The organism is Kitasatospora sp. NPDC056076 (assembly GCF_042266305.1).
Lineage (GTDB): Bacteria > Actinomycetota > Actinomycetes > Streptomycetales > Streptomycetaceae > Kitasatospora.
This window is the reverse complement of sequence record NZ_JBHJWG010000070.1, coordinates 1-18,636: the sequence shown is the minus strand read 5'-3', so window position 1 is coordinate 18,636 and position 18,636 is coordinate 1. Positions and strand designations below refer to the sequence as shown.

Here is an 18,636-nt window from a genome sequence, read left to right as displayed (position 1 = left end):
GAGAAAGCCCTGGAAATGGAGGTGGCCCGGAACGCCTCTCGGGGTCCGGACCGTCACTCACGCGTTCACGCGTCCACTCTAGCCCGCCCGGCCCTCCGCGAGACGTCGCCCCGCGGCCGCCCGGACCTCCCCCTCCTCCATCGGATCGTCGCGCAGGTAGCGCAGCCGGGCTCCCACCTCGGGCCGTTCCGGAGCGTGGGCGATCCCCGACAGCCGGGCACCGGATTCGCAGTCCCAGAGCGACTCGGTGAACGCCTCGTCCATCCCCGCCGACCCCAGCGCCGCCAGGGCTTCCAGGTACGCGGCCCGCTCGTACGAGTGCGGGGTGTACAGCCAGAACCGCCGCAACAACGACACCGCCCCGCCCGCCCCCGACCCGAACCTCGCCAGCCCGCGCGCCAGACCATCCGGCCCGCACCAGACCCCGTCCACCCAGTGCCGCTCCAGCTCGGCGAGCAGGGCTGGCAGGCTCGCGCTGTCCCGGTCGGGGCAGGGGTCCGGCGGCCGCTGCCGAGGCCGCGGAGCCGGGCCCTCCTCGTCCGGGACGTACCCCGGCAGCGCCGCCCGGGCCTGCTCGGAGCCGCCGAGCACCAGCAGCTCCAGCACGCCGGTCGCCCGGTCCCGGGTCTCCTCGTCCCCAGCGGCCAGCAGCTCGACCACCGGGCCGAGCGGCAGTTCCAGGTCCCGGAGCAGCCGCGCCAGGTACAGGTCCCGGTCGTCGGCCCCCGCATCCCAGCGCCACTCCCAGCGGACGCAGCCGTACACCAGCCCGGCGGCGGCCGCCGGGTCCTCCGCCGCCATCCGCGCTCCCAGGCCCCGCCCGCGCTGCAACAACCCCGGCAGCGTCCCCGCCGGCGCGTACTCGTATCTCCGCTCTGCCACGAACCCATCGTCCCGCAGCCCGCCGTCACCGCGCCCCGCCGCCCCCGCTCCCGCAGGGCCGCCGTGAACGGACCCACACCCGGCGCCCGTTGAAACGGACACGGGGACGGCTTTCCCCCCGGCGCGGGCGCAACGTTTCGCCCCTCCCACCGCATCAGAGTGGTGGGAGGGGAACCGGGGAGGGGAAGGCCGCGCCCGCCGGGCGCATTGATTCGAGTACGCAACAAAGAATTCCCCCACATTCATGGAGTTCGCATACGATCCACCCTTCCTGAGCCCCACTCCCCATCTGTTGCAAGGCCGTGACAGTCCCGGCCGAAAATTCGTTCGCCCAGCGAGGAACGACGGTTAGCATTCCGGAATGGAATCGAAACTCCCGCCGATACGAAATTCCGCCGACAGCGACGACGCCCGGCCGGCCCGCAGGTCGCCGGTCCGGCTGGCCCGTCTCGGTGCGACCTTCGTGGGTGTGAGCGTCGTGTCCGGCGTGCTGCTGGCGGGCCTGGTGCTGCCGGTCGCCGGGGGCCTCGGGCTGACCGCGAAGAGCACCGCGGAAGGCTTCGACGACATTTCCGACGACTTCAAGACCCCGCCGCTCACCCAGGCCACCCAGGTCTTCGACGCCAAGGGCGGCCTGATCGCCAAGGTCTACGAGCGCGACCGCACCGTCCTGCCCGCCGACCAGATGTCGCCGTACATGCGGCACGCCCAGGTGGACATCGAGGACGCCCGCTTCTACGAGCACGGCGCCGTCGACCTCAAGGGCGTCCTGCGCGCGCTCGGCAAGAACGCGGAGAAGGGCACCGCCGCCGAGGGCGCCTCCACCCTCACCCAGCAGTACGTGAAGAACGTCAACGTGGAGAACGCCGGCGACGACAAGGACGCCGTCAAGGAGGCGCAGCGCAAGACCCTGGGCCGCAAGATCCAGGAACTCAAGATCGCGATCAAGCTGGACGAGGAACTGCCGAAGGACCAGATCCTCACCAACTACCTCAACATCACCTTCTACGGGAACGGCGCCTACGGCGTGGAGGCCGCCTCCCAGCGCTACTTCAGCAAGAGCAACAAGGACCTGACCGTCGCCGAGGCCGCCACCCTCGCCGGCCTGGTGCAGAACCCCTCCCAGTACGACCCGAAGCTGCACCCGGTGGCCGCGCAGAAGCGCCGGGACACCGTGATCGACAAGATGCTGGAGAACAAGCACATCACCGCCGACCAGGCGAAGGAGGCGAAGGCGGCCCCGCTGGGCCTCAAGTACAAGGACCCGCAGAACGGCTGCATCACCGCCAAGGCCGGCATGGGCTTCTTCTGCGACTACGTGCGCCACGTGGTCAAGCAGGACCCGGCCTTCGGCAAGACCGCCGAGGACCGGAAGAAGTTCTGGGACAAGGGCGGCCTGAACATCTACACCACGCTGGACCCGGACAAGCAGGCCGCCGCCCAGAACGCGGTGAGCAGCAACGTGAAGGTCACCGACACCGTCTCCGCCGCCGCCACCATGGTCGAGCCCGGGACGGGCAAGATCGTGGCGATGGCCCAGACCCGCCCGTACGGCCTGGCGACCGAGAAGAACCAGACCGTCGTCAACCTCAACGTCGACTTCGCGATGGGCGGCGGCAACGGCTTCCAGCCCGGCTCCACGTTCAAGCCGATCGTCGCGGCCGCGGCCCTGGAGGCGGGCCTGCCGCCGACCCAGGAGTACTCGGCGCCGAACAAGCTCGAATACCCGACGATGAAGACCTGCGAGGGGACGTGGCGCAACGACGGCCGTCCCAAGACGGTGGTGCCCAACGAGTCCGCGAACGAGAAGGGCCCGTACCAGCTCAAGATGGCGATGGCCCTCTCGGTCAACACCTACTTCGTGCAGATGGAGCAGGACATCGGCCTCTGCGCGGTCAAGCAGATGGCCAACAAGTTCGGCATCACCGCCAAGGCCAGCGGCAAGCCGCTGGAGGAGGTCCCGGCGATGGCCCTGGGCGTCGAGGAGATGAGCCCGCTGACCATGGCGAACGTCTACGCGACCTTCGCCGCCCAGGGCACCCACTGCGACCCGGTCGCCATCACCAGGATCACCACGGTGGAGGGCAAGGACGTCCCCGCCCCGCCCGGCCACTGCGAGAAGGTGTTCTCCGACTCGACGGCCCGGGCGATGAACACCGTCCTGAACGGGGTGACCGAGAACAAGGGCACCGGCGCCGCGCTCAACCTGAAGGACGGCCGGCAGATCGCGGGAAAGACGGGCACCTCGGACCACAAGAAGGCCGCCTGGTTCAACGGCTACACCCCGCAGTTGGCCACCGCGGTCTGGCTGGGCGGCCCGGCCGGCGGCGTCGAGATGCGCAACATCACCATCAACGGCGACTACCACACCGAGGTGTTCGGCGCCGACGGCCCGGGCCCGATCTGGCGGGACGCCATGAACGACGCCCTGCGCGGCACCCCCAAGCAGTCCCTCCCGATGGCCGACATCCCCGACCCGGCCCCGCCGAAGCCCGACCCGAGCAGCTCCGGGACGGGCACGACCCCGCCGTCCGGCCCCGCGTCCGGCTCCCGGACCGGCGCCCCCTCCGACGACGACTGACCGCTCACCGCACCCCCACCCCGGCGGCCCCTCGCACCCCGAGGGGCCGCCGGCCCGACCGGCCGCCGCCCCAACTCCCGCTCTCAGTCCCCCCGGTAGTACGCCTCGATCGGCACCCGCGCCTCCGCGAACAGCGCCGGCCCCTCCTGCGCCACCACCGGCCAGGCCCCCGACGCCGGATTGAGCGCGACCAACTGCTCGGTCGTGAGCGCGTACACGACCCGCCCGATCCCCGACCGGACCAGCGCCCCCGCGCACATCCCGCACGGCTGGCAGCTGGTGTACAGGGTGGTGCGGGCGGCCGCCTCCCCGTCCAGCTCCCGGGCCGCCCACCGGGCGAGCTTCAACTCCGGGTGCGCCGTGATGTCGTCGTCCCGCCGGACGGTGTTGTGCGCCTCGGCGAGCACCGTCCCGTCCGGCCCGGCCAGCAGCGAGCCGTACGGGGCGTCGCCCAACTCCACGGCCCGGGCCGCGATTCCGATCGCGCGCCGCAGCAGCGCCTCGTCGGCAGTCGTGATCACGCCGTCCTCCTCCATTCCTCGGCCACGGCCGTCAGGGCGCGCCACGCCGTCTCGGGGTGGCGGGTCTGCTCCGGGTCCGCATGGTACGGGTCCAACACCACGGCCTCCGCGCCGAGTTGGCGCAGTTCCCGCAGGTCGTCGACGACCTGCGCCAGGCTGCCGACCCCGGCAGGCCGGTCCGGGTCGTCGAGCGGCCCGTCGGTCAGCCGCAGCGCGATCCGCGGGGCGAAGCCCGGCAGCTCGTGGCGGGTCACCACCTCCCGCATCCGGGCCATCGGCAGCCGCAGCGGGTGCCAGGCGTCGCCGAACTCGGCGACCCGTCGGATCGCCGCCTCGCTGTGCCCGCCGACCCAGATCGGGGCGGCGGCGCCCTCCCCCTGCTCCGCCCAGGACTCCCGCACCGCCCGCAGGTACTCGTCCGTGAGCCGCCCCCGCGCCCCGAACGGCACCCCGAGCGCCTCGAACTCCTGCCGTGCCCAGCCGACTCCGACGCCGAGCACGAAGCGCCCGCCGCTGAGCCGGTGCAGGCTGGCGGCCATCCGGGCCACCAGCAGCGGGTGCCGGTACGGCATCACCAGGACGGTGGTGCCCAGCCGCATCCGCCCGTCGCTCACCCCCGCCAGCCAGGACAGGGTGGCGAAGGGGTCGTAGAAGGGCTCCGGGTAGCGTTCGGCCACGTCCGCCGTCACGGCGACGTGGTCGGACACCATCAGCAGGTCGAACCCGAGCCCCTCCACCACCCGCGCCCAGTCGCGCAGCATGCCGGGGTCGGTCCCCGGCCCGAAGTTCGGTACGTTGACGCCTAGTTGCATGCCATGAGGCTATTCCCGGCCGCATCCGGCAGGGAACCCAATGATCACGGCAGAACCCGCCTCCGGCCACGAATCCCCCGGTAGAATCGCGAAATGGCCGTGAACCTCGACGAAACCGACTGGGCGATCATCGACCAGCTCCAGCAGGAGGCCCGGATCTCGCTCAGCGAGCTGGGCCGCCGGGTCAACCTCAGCCCGTCGGCCACCACCGAGCGGGTGCGGAACCTGGAGTCGCTGGGCGTGATCACCGGCTACCACGCCACCGTCGACCTCTCCAAGGTCGGCTACCCGGTGCTCGCCGTGGTCCGCCTCAAGTACCCGGGCAACCGCCACCAGCCGCTGCACCACCTGCTCTCGGTGCGCCGCGAGATCCTGGAGTGCCTGCGCACCACCGGCGACGACTGCTACACCCTCAAGGTGGCCGCGACCTCCATGGAACACCTGGAGACCCTGATCGACTCGCTGGCCGGCTTCGGCTCCACCACGACCAGCGTCGTCTACAGCCAGACCCTCCCCCGCCGCGGCCCGGCCCGCCCCTGACCGCGCCCGGCCCTGACCGCACCCACTCCCGACCGCACCCGCACGGCCACCGGACCACAGGCGCCGGAGCACCACCACCGGAGCACCGCCGCCGGACCACGGCCACCCGGCCCACCGCCACCGGCGCTACGCCTCCAGGTCCGCCAGGAAGTCCAGCGCCGCCGCCCAGGCCCGCTCGGCCGCCTCCGCGTCGTAGTCGTCCAGGTCCGGGTCGGTGAACTGGTGCCCGGCGCCCTGGTAGCGGTGCACCTCGACCTCCGCGCCCGCCCGCAGCATCCGCAGGTACCAGGCGTTCAGCCAGTCCTCCGGCTCGAACGGGTCCGGCTCCGCCATGTGCAGCTGGACGGGGACGGAGGTCACCGCGTCCTCGCGCAGGTCCGAGGTGCCGTGCAGGAGCAGCAGCCCGCGCGCCTTCTCGTCCGCCAGCGCCAGGTTCTGCGCGATCGCGCCGCCGAGCGCGATCCCGGCGTACACCAGTCCGCCCTCGGAGAGCGGGGCGGAGGCGACGACCGCGCGCCGGAGCAGCTCGTCGCCGCTGCCGATCTCCTCCTGGTACGCCTGGGAGGCCTCGTTGTCGTCGAAGGTGCGCCCTTCGAACAGGTCCGGCGTGTGCACGGTGTGCCCGGCGGCGCGCAGCCGGTCGGCGGCGGCCCGTACGGCCGGGCTCAGGCCGTGGGCGGAGTGGAAGAGGACGATCTGGGCCACGGTTCGGGTCCTTCGACGAACGAGTGCGGGGATACCCACCCATGATCCCGCACCCGGCGGCGAACCCCCCACCCCAGGCCCGTCGGCCCCGCCGGGTGCGGGGCGACCGACCCGGCCCGACGGTCCGGGAGGCACTCCCGGGGGCACCCGATCCTCGGGAGGAAGCTTTGCAACAACATTCCATCCCGATGGTATGTATGGGCTGTCGCGACGAGGGAGGGCAGTGGCATGGCACAGCAGGAACGGGCGCGCCGCACCAGGGAGAAGGTCCTGACGGCGGCAGCCGAGATCTTCGCCGCCCAGGGCTACGAGAGCACCACGCTGAACACCGTGGCCGACCGCATCGGCATGACCAAGGGCGCGCTCTACGGCCACTTCCCCTCGAAGGCCTCGCTGGCCCGGGCCCTGATCCAGGAGTCCCGGAGCACCTGGGCGAGCCTGCGGACCGAGTACGACACCCCGGGCACCGACCCCGCCGCGGCCCTCGAAGGCGTCATGGTCGCCCTGGCCGACCGGCTGCGCTCCGACCTGCGGCTGCGCGCCGCGCTCCGGCTCGCCGCGGACTGCCCGGACCTGGCGAACTCCCCCGACGACGTCCTCGCCGAGATGCACGTCTCGCTGACCGACCTGGTCCGCCGGGCCCAGCGCGACAGCGGCTTCCCCACCCACTGCGCTTCCCTGGTGGCCGAGTTGCTGCTGACCGTGATCCGCGGACTGCTGAACACCCGTACGGGGGGCGCCGAAGGGAGCGCGGACAGCACCCGCACCCCGGGCGGGGACCCGCTGTGGCGCCTCCTCTTCGACGCCCTGTCCGGCACCCCGTCCCCCGCCGGCGGCCCCTGCCCCGCCCTCCCCTGACCCCGACGCCCCGCTACGACACCACGTCCTTGCGGGCGAACCCCCGGAACGCCAACGCCAGCAGCACCACCGCGTACGACAGGGACAACGACACCCCCTGCACCATGCCGCCCCACTCCAACTGCGGCTGGAGGGCGTCCGCCCAGGCGTACTGCCAGTGCGCCGGCAGCCACTCCCGCAGGTCGCCCAGGGCCGTGACGGCGTCCAGCACCCCGGTGATGATCGACAGGAACACCGCCCCGCCGACCGCCCCCAGCGGCGCGTCCGTCGCCGTCGACAGCCAGAACGCCAGCGCCGCGATCACCAGCTCGCTCAGGAACACGAACGCCACCGCGATCGCGATCCGGGGCAGCGCCTCCCCGGCCGGCAGGCTGGCCCCGGCGGGCAGCTTGAGGTCCCCCCACCCGTACGCCACCGTGCCCACGACCAGTCCGATCGCGGGCAGCATGACGATCGCGACCGCCGAGAACGCCAGCCCGACCGCGAACTTGCGCACCAGCAGCCGCGCCCGCGGCACCGGCGCCGCCAGCAGGTAGCGCAGCGAGGACCAGCTGGCCTCGGAGGCCACGGTGTCTCCGCAGAACAGCGCGACGGGGATCACCAGCATGAAGCCGGTGCCGACGAACAGCATGGTGACGGCGAAGTTGGCGCCCGAGGCGGTCGCCAGGTCGATGAAGGTGGTCCGGTCGGGGCGCCCGGGGGTGCCGCCGAGCTGGAACGCCGCCAGGATGACGAACGGCATCGCCGCCAGCACCCCGCCGATCACCATCGTGCGGCGCCGCCGCAGCTGCCGCACCGCCTCGACCCGCAGCGGCAGGGTCCGGCTCGCCCGGTACCCCTGCGCGTGGTCCGTCGCGGCGGCACCGTCCCCGGACGGGACCCGATCCCTCGTACCGGCGCTCACGCCGCACCTCCGATCAACGACAGGAACGCGTCCTCCAGGCGCCGCTGCGGTCCGGCGCTCTCCACCGGGACCCCCAGCCGCACCAGCTCCGCCAGCAGCTCGCTCGCCGCGAGTCCGTCCAGCCGGACCAGCAGCCCGCCGTCGACGGCCTCCGCCGAGCCGACCCCGGCCAGCGCGCCGGCCTTCTCGACCACCGACTCCGGGTCGAAGCCCGCGGCCACGCCGATCATCAGCAGCTCACCCGCGCCGACGATCTCGCCGACCGGCCCGGCCGTGACCAGCCGCCCGCGGTCCATCACCACCAGGTCGGTGCAGCTCTGCTCGACCTCGGCCAGCAGGTGGCTGGACACGATGACGGTCCGGCCGGCGGCCGCGTACCGGATCATCACCTCGCGCATCTCGCGGATCTGCGGCGGGTCCAGCCCGTTGGTCGGCTCGTCCAGGATCAGCAGGTCCGGCATCCCGAGCATCGCCTGCGCGATGGCGAGCCGCTGGCGCATGCCCTGGGAGTACGTCCGCACCGCGCGGTCCAGCGCCTCGCCGAGCCCGGCGATGGCCAGCGCCTCGTCGAAGCGGGCGTCGGCCTCCGGGCGACCGGTGGCCTGCCAGTACAGCCGCAGGTTGGCCCGCCCGGTGAGGTGCGGGAGGAAGCCCGCGCCCTCCACGAAGGCGCCGACCCGCGAGAGCACCGGCGCCCCGGGGCGGATCAGGTGCCCGAAGACCCGGATCTCCCCGGCGTCGGGCCGGATCAGTCCCATCAGCATGCGCAGCGTGGTGGTCTTGCCGGCCCCGTTCGGGCCGAGCAGGCCGAGCACCTGGCCCCGCTCCACCCGGAAGCCCAACTCCCGTACCGCGTAACGGTCCTGGGAGCCCTTGTAGCGCTTGCTCAGTCCACTGATGCGCAGCGGCACCCCGGCCAGCTCCGGATCGAACTCCGGCCCCGACGACCCCGACCGCCCCGACCGCCCCGACGACCCACCGGCCACCGTGCGCCGACGCCGCCGCACCAGCGGCAGCAGCACCAGCCCGGCGGCCACCACCACGGCGACCACCGGCAGCATCCAGGTCCGCGCGGGCAGCGGCGCCGCCTCGGTGACCAGCTCCTCGACGGTCGGCGCGGCGAGCGCCCCGGCCACCGCCACCCGGTAGGTGGCCGGCTCGGCCGGCGAGGCGTACGCCAGGTCGGTGGACGCCAGCACCAGCCGCAGCCGGTGCCCGGCCGGGAAGTCGTGGTCCACCGCGGGCAGTTGGACGGTCACCGTCCTCCCGCCGTCCGCGTCCGCGCCGGTCACCCGCAGCGGGGCCGCCAACTGCTGCGGCAGCACCGCCTTGCCGTCCGGCCCGACGTCGTACAGCTTGGCGAACAGCACCGCGTCCGGCCGGTCGGCCTTCACCCGCACCGGTACGGTCGGCTGCCCGGTCAGGTGCAGCGACTTCTCCAGCGGCGCGGATTCGAAGGCCGCGTTCTGCCCGGGGAAGTCGAGCGAGAGCCCGGCCCCGAGGGAGGCCGCCTGGCTCAGCGCGCCGATCCCCGGCAGGGTCGAGATCCCCGGCGGCGCCCCGCCGGGCGGATTGGCGACGGGCTTCTCCCCGCCGGTCAGCTCGACGGACCGGGTGCCCGTCCCGCCGAGCCCGGGGTACCGGTCGGCGTCGGCGCCGCGCAGCACGGCCTGGAAGCCGGTCGAGTCGACGCCGCCGGTCCGGGTCACCCGGAACTGCGGACCGGTGTCGTTGCCGCGCCCCTTCAGGTAGTGGTCGAACCAGGCGGTGACCCGGTCGTCCACCCGGGCGCTGGTGTCCGTCCCGCCGTCGTGCCCGCCCGCGAACCAGTCCACCGAGACGGGCGCGCCGTTGGCCGCGACCGCCCGGGCGATCCGGTCGCCCTGGTCGAGCGGGAACAGCGAGTCCTGCTGGCCCTGCACCACCAGGGTGGGGGCCTTGAGCTGCGCCGCCACCGAGGACGGGCTGGACCTGTCCAGCAGCGCGACGGCCTCCGGGTCGGCGTGCCCGGCGGTCGCCACCCGGTCGTACATCTGGCAGAGCGCGTCCAGGAACCGCCCGCAGCCGACCTGCCCGTCCGCCGCCGCGTCCGCCGCGGCCCCGCTCCCGCTCCCAGCCGGGGCCCCGCTCCCGGCGGTGGCCCCACTGCGCGGCGCACCACCCGAGGGCCCGAGGTCCCCGGCCGAGCCGGTGGTGAAGAAGATCCCGGCCCACAGCTTCTTGAACACGCCGTCCGCCGCACCCGAGCCCTGCACCCCCTGGGGGAACAGCGCGTCGGCCAGGTTCCACCAGGTGATCTGGGTGGCCACCGCGTCGATCCGGTGGTCGTAGGCCGAGGCCAGCAGCGAGATCGCCCCGCCGTACGAGGCCCCGGTGATCCCGACCCGGGGGTCGCCGGGCCCGTCCAGCTGCACCTCGGGCCGCTGGGCGAGCCAGTCCACCAGGTGCTTGACGTCCTCGACCTCCCGGTCGGGCGCGTTCAGCCCGATCTTCCCGCCGGAGTGCCCGAAGCCGCGTGCGGACCAGGTCAGCACCGCGTAGCCCTGCCGGGCCAGCTGCTGGGCGCGGTCCCGTTCGCCCTCCTTGGAGCCGCCGAAGCCGTGCGCGAGCAGGACGGCGGGGCGCGGGGAGGTGCCGGTGGTGAAGAAGGAGGTGTCCACCTGGACCTGCTGGGTGCTGCCGGGCGTCTCCGGCATGCTGAGGAAACGATCCTCTTGACGGACCGACTGCTCGCCACCGGACGCCACCGCCGCCGTGCCCACCCCGGCGACCGCCACCAGGGCCACCGCCCCGGCGAGCAGCTTGCGCCGCACCGACGTTCCCCGTCCGCGCCATCGACGCCATGCCCCACCGAGCTCCATGGGGGCTGATCGTATCCGCCGCCGGGGTAGGCGTCCGATAAAGCCGCCACCCCTTTTCGTCCGGTTCCGCCCGTTGAAGGCCGGTATCGTACGGCTCACCCGCCTCTCCCCCACCGAGAAGGTCCCCCGTGCTCTGGCCGCTGATCACCCTGCTCGCCACCGTCGCCGCCACCCTCGCGGTGGGCTGGACCGTCGACCAGGCCCTCCAGCGGATCAGCGCCGGCCACCCGGAGGCCCCGGTCTGGGCGCTGCTCCGCCGCTGCCGGATCCCGCTCCAACTCGCCGTCGTCTCAGCCCTGTTGCTCGCCGCCAACCCGCTGAAACGGATCTTCCACCTGACCGAGGACGAGGGCGCCCACCACCTGCTCCTGCTGCTCCTGATGGCCTCCCTCGGCTGGCTCACCGTCCGCGTGGCGGCCGCCGTCCTGGAGGCGCTGCTCCGCCGGTACGAGTCGGCCTCCGACGACCCGGCCCGGGTGCAGCGGGTGCGCACCCAGGTCGGCATGCTGCGCCGGGTGGTCAGCGCGGTGATCGTCGTGGTCACCCTCGCCGTGATGCTGCTGACCTTCTCCGCGATGCGCACCGTCGGCGCCAGCCTGCTCGCCTCGGCCGGCCTGATCGGCATCGTGGCCGGCATCGCCGCCCAGAGCACCCTGGGCAACTTCTTCGCCGGCCTGCAGATCGCCTTCGGCGACACCGTCCGGATCGGCGACACCGTGGTGGTGGACGGCCAGCAGGGCACCGTCGAGGAGATCACCCTCTCCTACCTGGTGGTCCGGCTCTGGGACTACCGCCGACTGGTCGTCCCGGTCTCCTACTTCGTCAACAGGCCCTTCGAGAACTGGACCCGCCGCGACCCCGGCCTGCTCGCCGCCGTCCTGCTCCACCTCGACCACACCACCCGGGTCGACGAGCTCCGCACCACCCTGCACACCCTGCTGGAGCGGCACCCCCGCTGGGACGGCGAGGAGTGGGCCCTCGACGTCACCGACACCACCCCCAGCACCATCCTCGTCCGCGCCACCATGACCGCCCGCACCCCCGACGACGCCGCCCGACTCCGCTTCGACATCCGCGAGCAACTCATCGCCCACCTGCGCGACGAACACCCCCACGCCCTCCCCCGCCTGCGCACCACCCCCGACTGACCCGCGCGCCCCCCTCCCGCACACAAAAAATCCCCGCGCCCCGAAAGGGGGCGCGGGGATCTGCGCGAACCGCCACCAGGGCCCGTCCGACGGACGCGCCGCTAGATCGCCTTCGTCATGGTCCGGTGCGGGATCCCGGCGTCCTCGTACACCGGCCCCTCCGCCGCGTACCCCAGCCGCTCGTAGAACCCGAGCGCCTGCACCTGCGCGTGCAGCTCGACCTCGATGGCCCCGCGCTCGCGCCCGGCCGCCTCGATCGCCCGGACGAGGTCCGCCCCGAGCCCCGTCCCCCGGGCCGCCGCCACCACCGCGAGCCGCCCGAGCAGCACCCGGCCCTCGACACCCCCGGTCAGCTCCAGCGCCTCGTCACCGAAGATCAGCCGCCCGGTCCCGAGCCCGGCCCCGTCCGCGCCCACGGCCAGCACGTGCACCGAGGTCGCGTCGTACGCGTCGTACTCCAGCTCCTCCGGCACGTTCTGCTCGACCACGAACACCTCGCGCCGGATGGCCCGGACCAGCTCCAGGTCCGCCTCGCCCTCGGCGACCCGGACCCGCACCGAGACGGTCATCTCAGCTCTCCGCCGCGATGATGTCCAGCGCCTTCTGCAGGTCGGCCGGGTACTCGCTGCTGAACTCGACCCACTGCCCGTCCGACGGGTGCTCGAAGCCGAGCGAGACGGCGTGCAGCCACTGCCGGGTCAGCCCCAGCCGCTTGGCCAGCGTCGGGTCGGCGCCGTACGTCAGGTCGCCGACGCAGGGGTGGCGCAGCGCCGACATGTGGACGCGGATCTGGTGGGTGCGGCCGGTCTCCAGCTTGATCGCCATCAGGGAGGCCGCCCGGTACGCCTCGATCAGGTCGTAGTGGGTGACGGACGGCTTGCCGTCGCGGGTCACCGCCCACTTCCAGTCCGAGCTGGGGTGGCGCCCGATCGGCGCGTCGACGGTGCCGCTCAGCGGGTCCGGGTGGCCCTGGACCAGCGTGTGGTAGCGCTTGTCGGTGATCCGGTCGTGGAACTGCCGCTTGAGGTCGGTGTAGGCCCGCTCGGACTTGGCGACGACCATCAGGCCCGAGGTGCCGACGTCCAGCCGGTGCACGATGCCCTGGCGCTCGGCGGCGCCGGAGGTGGAGATCCGGTAGCCGGCCGCGGCGAGTCCGCCGATGACGGTGGGGCCGGTCCAGCCGGGGCTCGGGTGCGCGGCGACGCCGACCGGCTTGTCGATCAGCACGATGTCGTCGTCGTCGTGGACGATCCGCATGCCCTCGACCGCCTCGGCCACGATCTGCACCGGGGCGGCGGGGGCGGGGATCTCGACCTCCAGCCAGGAACCGGCGGTCACCCGGTCCGACTTGCCGGCCACGGCGCCGTCGAGCGTCACCTTGCCGTCGGCGGCCAGTTCGGCGGCCTTGGTCCGGGAGAAGCCGAACATCCGGGCGAGGGCGGCGTCGAGGCGCTCGCCCTCCAGGCCGTCGGGAACGGGGAGGCTGCGGATCTGCGCTGCGGTACTCACCCGTACGAGTATGCCGGAAACCCGCCGCACCCCTTCCCCCTCGCTGCTCCGGCCGGCGGCCGGAGGGCTACTTCCCGCTCTTCTCCGGCTGCTGGTGGACGGTCCCGTCCGGGTTGCTGCCGCGGAAGGAGAGCAGCACCACGAGGATGCCGCCGCAGACGATCGCCGAGTCGGCGAGGTTGAAGACCGCGAAGTGCTGGACCGAGATGAAGTCCACGACGTGGCCGCGGAAGACGCCCGGCGCGCGGAACAGCCGGTCGGTGAGGTTGCCGAGGGCGCCGCCGAGCAGCATCCCGAGCGCGATCGCCCACGGGAGGCTGTACAGCCGGCGGGCGATCCGCCAGATCACCACGATGACGGCGGAGGCGATCATGGTGAAGACCACGGTCAGCGCCTGGCCCATGCCGAAGGCGGCGCCGGAGTTGCGGATCACCTGGAGGGTGACGACATCGCCGATCACCTTGATCCCCGCGTGGTTCTCCAGCTTGGCGACGACCAGCAGCTTGCTGGCCAGGTCGATCAGGAACGCCAGGACGGCGACGACCAGCAGCACCCCGACCCGGCGCGGGCCCTTGGGCTTCTCCACCGCCGTGGCACCGGCGGCGACCGCACCGTCAGCCGCGGGGACGGACTCGTCGCCCGCGGGAGCCGCCCCGCCGTCCGCGGGCCCGGTGGACTCGGCCACGGCCACCTCCACGCCATCGGCGGGGTTCGGGACGGCGTCGTCCCGGGTCTGGGGGGAACCTTGCGTACTGATGATCCGCTCCGCTGCCGATGTGAGCCGATGAGGGCCTGAACGCGTCCGTACCGACGGGTCAGGCGAGGTTACGGGGTCGAGCGTACGGCAAGCCCGACCCCCCGCGTCGCCCCGGTCGCCCGGCCCGCCGGTCCGGTCGGCGGGCTTCCTCAGCGGCGTTCCTGCTTGGCCTTGCACTGCACGCAGAGCGTCGCCCGGGGGAAGGCCTGCATCCGGGCCTTGCCGATGGCCTGCCCGCAGGACTCACAGGTGCCGAAGCCGACGCCCTCCAGCCGCTCCAGCGCGCGCTCGGTCTGGGCGAGGCTGTCCCGCGCGTTGTTGGCGAGCGCCAGCTCGCTCTCCCGCGAGATGTTCTTCGTACCGGCGTCCACCTGGTCGTCGCCGGCTCCGTCGTTGGAGTCGCGCATCAGCCCGGAGATCGCCGCCTCGGCGGCGTCGATCTCGCCGCGCAGCCGCTCCAGGTCGCTGATCAGCTCGTCGTGCAGCTCGTGGACCTCCTCGGAGGTCCAGGGGTCCTCGCCCGGCCGGACGGGCAGCGTGGCCGGGTCGACCGACTCCGCGCCGCGCGGCACGGTGACGGTGTCGGTGCTGGTCTTCTGAGGTGCGGTAGTGGTCACGGTCCCCTCCCCTGGATCGGCCGCCACGGCCTTGCGTGCCCGCTTGGTGGCGGTACCCGCGCCGGTTGCCTTCTCAGCCATGGCTTCGACCCCATCTACGAACGAACCGAGCCGCCGGTTCCCGGCGGCCTCCAGTGCCGGAACGATAATCCCGATCAAAACCGGTCACAACATGACATACCGGCGCCTCAGGATGATCCCACCCAGGCAGCCGCCCCAGCCGCCACGCCCCGCGCGCTGACAGACTTGTGCCCACCCCACCCCCGCCTAACCGCCCCCGCCGACCGGCCCGGACGGGCCCCCGCAACCCACTCCCCCGAATCCCTTTGGACAAACCGTCTCGCCCGGCCGATACACTGGCCCTGCAAGGCGCAGATGGGACGAGTACCGACGTACGCAGCCACCAGCGACCCGGGGACGGTGCGAGCCCGGGGGTGTGCACGGCGGGAAGATCACCCCGGAGCCGCCGGAAGAACGGCCGCCACCACGGCGGCCCACTAGACCCGGCAGCAACCCAAACAAGAGGGCCGCACCGCACCACCGCGGCCAAGGAGGGTGGTACCGCGGGTCGGCGAAGGCCGTCTCGTCCCTCCGGAGGATTCAGTCCCAGCATCCGCCGGAGGTAGACACCCGCGATGAACACCTACAACCCCGTCCCCGCCCAGGTCGATCTCCCCGCCCTCGAACACCGGATCCTCTCGTTCTGGCAGGACAACAAGGTCTTCCAGCGCAGCCTGGAGCAGTCCGAGGGCCGCCCCGAGTGGGTGTTCTACGAGGGTCCGCCGACCGCCAACGGCATGCCCGGGGCCCACCACATCGAGGCCCGCGTCTTCAAGGACGTCTTCCCCCGGTACCGGACCATGAAGGGCTACCACGTCGCCCGCAAGGCCGGCTGGGACTGCCACGGCCTCCCGGTCGAGCTGGCCGTCGAGAAGGAGCTCGGCTTCTCCGGCAAGCAGGACATCGAGGCCTACGGCATCGCCGAGTTCAACGCCAAGTGCCGCGACTCGGTGACCCGCCACACCGACGCCTTCGCCGAGCTGACCACCCGCATGGGGTACTGGGTCGACCTCGACGAGGCCTACCGGACGATGGACCCCTCCTACGTCCAGTCCGTCTGGTGGTCGCTCCAGCAGATCTTCGACAAGGGCCTGCTGGTCCAGGACCACCGGGTCGCCCCCTGGTGCCCGCGCTGCGGCACCGGCCTGTCCGACCACGAGCTGGCCCAGGGCTACGAGACCGTGGTCGACCCCTCGGTGTTCGTCCGCTTCCCGCTGACCAGCGGCCCGCTGGCCGGCCGGGCCGCCCTGCTGGTCTGGACCACCACCCCGTGGACCCTGGTCTCCAACACCGCCGCCGCCGTCCACCCGGAGGTCACCTACGTGGTGGCCACCGACGGCACCGAGCAGCTGGTTGTCGCCGAGCCGCTGCTCGCCAAGGCCCTCGGCGAGGGCTGGGAGGCCACCGGCGAGTCCTTCACCGGTGCCGAGATGGAGCGCTGGGCCTACCGCCGCCCCTTCGACCTGGTCGAGATCGAGGACGCCCACTACGTCCTCAACGCCGACTACGTCACCACCGAGGACGGCACCGGCATCGTCCACCAGTCCCCCGCCTTCGGCGCGGACGACCTCGCGACCTGCCGCAAGTACGGCCTGCCGGTGGTCAACCCGGTGCTGGCCGACGGCACCTTCTCCCCCGAGGTCCCGCTGGTCGGCGGCCAGTTCTTCAAGAAGGCCGACGAGGCCCTGGTCGCGGACCTCAAGGAGCGCGGCCTGCTCTTCCGCCACCTGCCGTACGAGCACAGCTACCCGCACTGCTGGCGCTGCCACACCGCACTGCTCTACTACGCGCAGCCGTCCTGGTACATCCGGACCACCGCCGTCAAGGACGCGCTGATCCGCGAGAACGAGGCCACCAACTGGTTCCCGGAGACGGTCAAGCACGGCCGCTTCGGCGACTGGCTGAACAACAACATCGACTGGGCGCTCAGCCGCAACCGCTACTGGGGCACCCCGCTGCCGATCTGGCGCTGCGAGGAGAACCACCTCACCTGCGTCGGCTCGCTGGCCGAACTGTCCGAGCTCACCGGCACCGACCAGAGCGGCCTCGACCCGCACCGCCCGTACATCGACGCGGTCACCTTCGCCTGCCGCGACTGCGGCGGCACCGCCACCCGCGTGCCCGAGGTCATCGACGCCTGGTACGACTCGGGCTCGATGCCCTTCGCCCAGTACGGCTACCCGTACCAGAACAAGGAGCTGTTCGAGAAGCGCTACCCGGCGCAGTTCATCTCCGAGGCGATCGACCAGACCCGCGGCTGGTTCTACACGCTGATGGCCGTCGGCACCCTGGTGTTCGACAGGAACAGCTACGAGAACGTCGTCTGCCTGGGCCACATCCTGGCCGAGGACGGCCGCAAGATGTCCAAGCACCTGGGCAACATCCTGCAGCCGATCCCGCTGATGGACCAGCACGGCGCCGACGCGGTCCGCTGGTTCATGGCGGCCGGCGGCTCGCCCTGGTCGGCCCGCCGGGTCGGCCACGGCACCATCCAGGAGGTGGTCCGCAAGACCCTCCTCACCTACTGGAACACCGTCGCCTTCCAGGCCCTGTACGCCCGCACCTCGAACTGGGCGCCGTCCGCGGCCGACCCGGCCCCGGCCGACCGCCCGCAGCTGGACCGCTGGGTGCTCTCCGAGCTGAACACCCTGGTCCGCGAGGTCGACGCGGCCTTCGAGGCGTACGACACCCAGCGCGCCGGCAAGCTGCTCTCCGGCTTCGTCGACGACCTCTCCAACTGGTACGTCCGCCGCGGCCGCCGCCGCTTCTGGCAGGGCGACGCCGCCGCGCTCGCCACCCTGCACGAGGCGCTGGAGACCGTCACCCGCCTGATGGCCCCGCTCACCCCGTTCATCACCGAGCAGGTCTGGCAGGACCTCGTCGTCCCCACCGACCCCCAGGCCCCGGCCTCCGTCCACCTGGCCACCTGGCCCGAGGCCGACGAGACCCTGATCGACGCCGACCTCTCCCGCCACATGGCCCTGGTCCGCCGCCTGGTCGAACTCGGCCGGGCGACCCGCGCCGAGTCCGGCGTGAAGACCCGTCAGCCGCTCTCCCGCGCGCTGATCGCCGCCCAGGGCTGGGAGGAGCTGCCCGCCGACCTGCGCGCGCAGATCGCCGAGGAGCTCAACGTCGCCACCCTCGAATCCCTCGCCGAGGTCGGCAGCTCGCTCGTCGACACCACCGCCAAGGCCAACTTCCGCGCCCTCGGCAAGCGTTTCGGCAAGGGCGTGCAGGACGTCGCCAAGGCGGTCGCCGCCACCGACGCCGCCCGCCTCGCCGCCGAACTGCGCGCCACCGGCGAGACCGGCGTCGACCTGAACGGTGAACCGATCACCCTCTCCCCCGACGAGGTCATCATCACCGAAACCCCCCGCGAGGGCTGGGCCGTCGCCAACGAGTCCGGCGCCACCGTCGCCCTCGACCTGGCCATCACCCCCGAACTCAAGCGCCTCGGCATCGCCCGCGACGCCATCCGCCAGATCCAGGAAGCCCGCAAGAACTCCGGCCTGGACGTCGCCGACCGCATCGTCCTCCGCTGGCGCGCCACCTCCGAGGAGACCGCCGAGGCCATCGCCGAACACGGCCCCCTCGTCGCCGAAGAGGTCCTCGCCACCGACTTCGCCGCCGGCGCAGCCGACTGGACCTCCGACACCTTCACCGACGACTCCCTCGGCCTCGCCTTCCAACTCCGCAAGGCCTGACCACCCACCGAAGCCGCCGCCACCCCACCCGGGCCGCGGCGGCTTCGCCATACCCCCACCCACCCGCAAGCCCCCCACCCCTCCCTCACCCCCTCACCCGCCCAAGGCGAGAGGGACGCGCTGCGGGAGGGGGCGGTGGAGGGGGTGGGTGCGGAGAGCGGCGTAACGGGTGATTTT

General features: G+C 72.7%; 15 protein-coding genes. 5 read left to right on the top strand and 10 right to left on the bottom strand.

Going from position 1 to position 18,636, the window contains the following annotated elements; translation table 11 throughout:
- Nucleotides 1-78: 78 nt before the first annotated feature.
- Nucleotides 79-882, bottom strand: a complete 804-nt coding sequence (locus tag ACFC1T_RS35715; protein WP_375896186.1) for a hypothetical protein — start codon at nt 880-882, stop codon at nt 79-81.
- 361 nt (nt 883-1,243) lie between these two features.
- Between ACFC1T_RS35715 and ACFC1T_RS35710 the strand changes: the two genes are divergently transcribed.
- Nucleotides 1,244-3,463 (top strand): transglycosylase domain-containing protein, encoded by a 2,220-nt coding sequence (locus ACFC1T_RS35710; protein ID WP_375896183.1) that lies wholly within the window; start codon nt 1,244-1,246, stop codon nt 3,461-3,463.
- 83 nt (nt 3,464-3,546) lie between these two features.
- Here the strand turns inward: ACFC1T_RS35710 and ACFC1T_RS35705 are convergent, their stop codons facing one another.
- Both ACFC1T_RS35705 and ACFC1T_RS35700 read right to left on the bottom strand, forming a co-directional pair.
- Nucleotides 3,547-3,984, bottom strand: a complete 438-nt coding sequence (locus tag ACFC1T_RS35705) for a nucleoside deaminase (protein ID WP_375896180.1) — start codon at nt 3,982-3,984, stop codon at nt 3,547-3,549.
- Complete coding sequence (locus ACFC1T_RS35700) at nt 3,981-4,796, bottom strand: LLM class flavin-dependent oxidoreductase (RefSeq protein WP_375896177.1); 816 nt, start codon at nt 4,794-4,796, stop codon at nt 3,981-3,983. The genes ACFC1T_RS35705 and ACFC1T_RS35700 overlap by 4 nt, the downstream gene beginning before the upstream one ends.
- 93 nt (nt 4,797-4,889) lie before the next feature.
- On the opposite strand from ACFC1T_RS35700, the gene ACFC1T_RS35695 reads away from it, so the two are divergent.
- Nucleotides 4,890-5,336: an Lrp/AsnC family transcriptional regulator gene (locus tag ACFC1T_RS35695; protein WP_375896175.1), complete on the top strand. Its 447-nt coding sequence runs from the start codon at nt 4,890-4,892 to the stop codon at nt 5,334-5,336.
- Between the two features lie 126 nt (nt 5,337-5,462).
- Here the strand turns inward: ACFC1T_RS35695 and ACFC1T_RS35690 are convergent, their stop codons facing one another.
- Entirely contained in the window at nt 5,463-6,041 is a 579-nt protein-coding gene (locus ACFC1T_RS35690; protein WP_375896172.1) for a dienelactone hydrolase family protein, read from the bottom strand.
- A 228-nt stretch (nt 6,042-6,269) separates the two neighbouring features.
- On the opposite strand from ACFC1T_RS35690, the gene ACFC1T_RS35685 reads away from it, so the two are divergent.
- On the top strand, nt 6,270-6,899 hold the full coding sequence (locus ACFC1T_RS35685; RefSeq protein WP_375896169.1) for a TetR family transcriptional regulator: 630 nt from the start codon (nt 6,270-6,272) through the stop codon (nt 6,897-6,899).
- A gap of 13 nt (nt 6,900-6,912) precedes the next feature.
- Here the strand turns inward: ACFC1T_RS35685 and ACFC1T_RS35680 are convergent, their stop codons facing one another.
- Both ACFC1T_RS35680 and ACFC1T_RS35675 read right to left on the bottom strand, forming a co-directional pair.
- Complete coding sequence (locus tag ACFC1T_RS35680) at nt 6,913-7,803, bottom strand: ABC transporter permease (protein WP_375896166.1); 891 nt, start codon at nt 7,801-7,803, stop codon at nt 6,913-6,915.
- Nucleotides 7,800-10,664 (bottom strand): alpha/beta fold hydrolase, encoded by a 2,865-nt coding sequence (locus ACFC1T_RS35675; protein ID WP_375896164.1) that lies wholly within the window; start codon nt 10,662-10,664, stop codon nt 7,800-7,802. Before ACFC1T_RS35675 ends, ACFC1T_RS35680 begins: the two co-directional genes overlap by 4 nt.
- A gap of 128 nt (nt 10,665-10,792) precedes the next feature.
- Here ACFC1T_RS35675 and ACFC1T_RS35670 point away from each other — a divergent pair, with 128 nt between their 5' ends.
- Nucleotides 10,793-11,812: a mechanosensitive ion channel family protein gene (locus ACFC1T_RS35670; protein WP_375896162.1), complete on the top strand. Its 1,020-nt coding sequence runs from the start codon at nt 10,793-10,795 to the stop codon at nt 11,810-11,812.
- A gap of 101 nt (nt 11,813-11,913) precedes the next feature.
- Here ACFC1T_RS35670 and ACFC1T_RS35665 read toward each other — a convergent pair whose 3' ends face one another.
- From ACFC1T_RS35665 to ACFC1T_RS35650, 4 genes are all read right to left on the bottom strand, one after another.
- On the bottom strand, nt 11,914-12,381 hold the full coding sequence (locus ACFC1T_RS35665; protein WP_375896160.1) for a GNAT family N-acetyltransferase: 468 nt from the start codon (nt 12,379-12,381) through the stop codon (nt 11,914-11,916).
- A gap of 1 nt (nt 12,382) precedes the next feature.
- Nucleotides 12,383-13,321 carry an RluA family pseudouridine synthase gene (locus ACFC1T_RS35660; protein ID WP_375896158.1) on the bottom strand — a complete coding sequence of 313 codons (939 nt, stop codon included), beginning with the start codon at nt 13,319-13,321 and terminating at the stop codon, nt 12,383-12,385.
- A 67-nt stretch (nt 13,322-13,388) separates the two neighbouring features.
- Nucleotides 13,389-14,081, bottom strand: coding sequence for a signal peptidase II (lspA, locus tag ACFC1T_RS35655; RefSeq protein ID WP_375896204.1), 693 nt, complete (start codon nt 14,079-14,081; stop codon nt 13,389-13,391).
- A gap of 146 nt (nt 14,082-14,227) precedes the next feature.
- On the bottom strand, nt 14,228-14,695 hold the full coding sequence (locus ACFC1T_RS35650) for a TraR/DksA family transcriptional regulator (protein ID WP_375896157.1): 468 nt from the start codon (nt 14,693-14,695) through the stop codon (nt 14,228-14,230).
- A 635-nt stretch (nt 14,696-15,330) separates the two neighbouring features.
- Between ACFC1T_RS35650 and ileS the strand changes: the two genes are divergently transcribed.
- Nucleotides 15,331-18,459 (top strand): isoleucine--tRNA ligase, encoded by a 3,129-nt coding sequence (gene ileS / locus ACFC1T_RS35645; protein WP_375896154.1) that lies wholly within the window; start codon nt 15,331-15,333, stop codon nt 18,457-18,459.
- Nucleotides 18,460-18,636: the final 177 nt, after the last annotated feature.

What these genes read in the sequence shown, in the direction of transcription:
- ACFC1T_RS35710 (WP_375896183.1), top strand. Translation starts at nt 1,244, where the DNA reads ATGGAATCGAAACTCCCGCCGATACGAAATTCCGCCGACAGCGACGAC.
- ACFC1T_RS35700 (WP_375896177.1), bottom strand. Translation starts at nt 4,796, where the DNA reads ATGCAACTAGGCGTCAACGTACCGAACTTCGGGCCGGGGACCGACCCC.
- ACFC1T_RS35695 (WP_375896175.1), top strand. Translation starts at nt 4,890, where the DNA reads ATGGCCGTGAACCTCGACGAAACCGACTGGGCGATCATCGACCAGCTC.
- ACFC1T_RS35685 (WP_375896169.1), top strand. Translation starts at nt 6,270, where the DNA reads ATGGCACAGCAGGAACGGGCGCGCCGCACCAGGGAGAAGGTCCTGACG.
- ACFC1T_RS35675 (WP_375896164.1), bottom strand. Translation starts at nt 10,664, where the DNA reads ATGGAGCTCGGTGGGGCATGGCGTCGATGGCGCGGACGGGGAACGTCG.
- ACFC1T_RS35665 (WP_375896160.1), bottom strand. Translation starts at nt 12,381, where the DNA reads ATGACCGTCTCGGTGCGGGTCCGGGTCGCCGAGGGCGAGGCGGACCTG.
- ileS (WP_375896154.1), top strand. Translation starts at nt 15,331, where the DNA reads ATGAACACCTACAACCCCGTCCCCGCCCAGGTCGATCTCCCCGCCCTC.